The 1,757-nt window shown below is 47.6% G+C and carries 2 protein-coding genes; one reads left to right on the top strand and one right to left on the bottom strand.

Going from position 1 to position 1,757, the window contains the following annotated elements; all coding sequences use genetic code 11:
• Positions 1-1,200, top strand: a 1,200-nt coding sequence (locus BM030_RS19515) for an RHS repeat-associated core domain-containing protein (RefSeq protein ID WP_139215970.1), incomplete at its 5' end; no start/stop codon positions are given.
• Positions 1,201-1,542: 342 nt separating this feature from the next.
• Here the strand turns inward: BM030_RS19515 and BM030_RS20105 are convergent.
• Positions 1,543-1,757: hypothetical protein (locus BM030_RS20105; protein ID WP_211657677.1), on the bottom strand; the 215-nt coding region annotated here is incomplete at its 5' end.

Raw genomic sequence — 1,757 nt, 5'->3', positions numbered from 1 at the left:
CCCGGGGGCACCATCACGTACACCTATGACGCGGACGGTCGGAAGCTGCGCAGCGTGAACGGCATCTACGGCCAGGCGCGTGACTATGTTGACGGCATCGAGTACGCGGACAATGCCATAGAGCTCATTCACATGCCTGAGGGGCGCCTTCTGAAGAGCGGGAGCACGTACGTGTACGAATATTTCCTTCGGGACCATCTGGGGAACAACCGGGCGGGATTCCGCGGTTCTGCGCCTGGGACGGCGACTTTCGGGACGGACTATTACCCGTTCGGTCTGCAATATGTTGCCCACCAGGCACCTGGAAGCCCGGAGAATCATTATCTTTACAACGGGAAGGAGTTTCAGGATAAGCTGAAGATGTACGATTACGGCGCGAGGCTGTATGACCCGGTGATTGGCAGGTGGAATGCGGTCGACCCGCTGGCTGAGCAGATGCGTAGGCATTCGCCGTATAACTATGCGTTCGACAACCCGATTCGATTCATCGACCCGGACGGGCGGTTTGTGGCGCACTTCAGCAGCCTACAGGACAAGCAGGCGTTGTTGAGCTGGGCGAAGTCCCGTGCGGCACCATCGACCGATTATGAGGATGAACTGGGTAACCTGATAGCCCATACGAATGATGGAAACGATGCGACCGTCGTCGTATCCAATGAGGACAAGGACGCGTTTTTGCAGGAGTTCAATAAATCAAAGGCGGAAGGTGCGCAAAACTCAATGCTTAACAATGAGAGCTGGATAAGAAGATATGGGATGGGAATGATGGCGCAGGATGATGCAACGGTTCAGCCTTGGGCTGTTTCTGCAATGGGATTGGACGCAGATTATAAGCCACTTACATTGTCGTTAGCAGGTTTGGCTCTGGAAGTTGGTTCAAATGCAACAAGTACGTTCAGGCTTTACAATAAAAGCGGGACCAACTTCAGCCCTAAGCTGTACCGAAGTGGATGGAGAGGAGGAAGCGTGGGTAACATAAAGACATATAGCACAGGTAAAGTCGTTGGTGTAGCAGGCAAATTGCTTGGCTGGTATAGTGTAGGAGCCACAGGGGTAGATTTAATACAAGGTAAGACCTCATGGGTAGCTGGTGGGACAGATATTGGCATAGGACTCTTTGGAATATTCGGCGGTGCTTTAGGAGCGGTCACCGGTGTGAGTTACGAATTAGGAAAATTATACGGTCCTAGTAAGTGGTGATGTTTTTAAAGTGATAAATGAGAGTATGTTTAAGCATCTTTTCTATCGTATTTATTGGTGGAATAGTAACGTGTTAAAGGAAAAAGAGTTCGCTGTTTTCTCTTCGTTACTGGGAGTTTCAGTGTTTAAAGTATTAAATGTAAGCACATTGATATTCTTGTTTTTAATAGTTTTGAATAATGTCCAAAGCTACCCTAAATGGTTTCACGTTGTGCTTATGTTCATGATGTTAGTCGGTGATTATTTTCTTTATGTCCATAAAGGAAAACATGAAACAATCATTAAGGAATCGTTACGTCTGGATAAAAAAAAGAGTAGGGCAAAAGACTTCTTGGTTGTTTTCTATATGATAACGACATTTGCTGCTTTTTTTATAGCAGTGTATGAAGGGAGAAAATTGCTCTGACAGTTTTTGAAGAAGTATAAATACGGAGAGTGTAACCTGAACTGTGTCACGAGCATTACAACAGCCGGGGCGAGATAACCAGGCGCTTTGTCCAGCATTACAAAGGCGGCGGCACGGCCAACGTATTGAACTACGACGTGACGGACAACAC

It is taken from the genome of Parapedobacter composti (assembly GCF_900112315.1).
Lineage (GTDB): Bacteria > Bacteroidota > Bacteroidia > Sphingobacteriales > Sphingobacteriaceae > Parapedobacter > Parapedobacter composti.
Note: the sequence above shows the minus strand (reverse complement) of the source record. Positions and strands in the feature narration are given on the sequence as shown.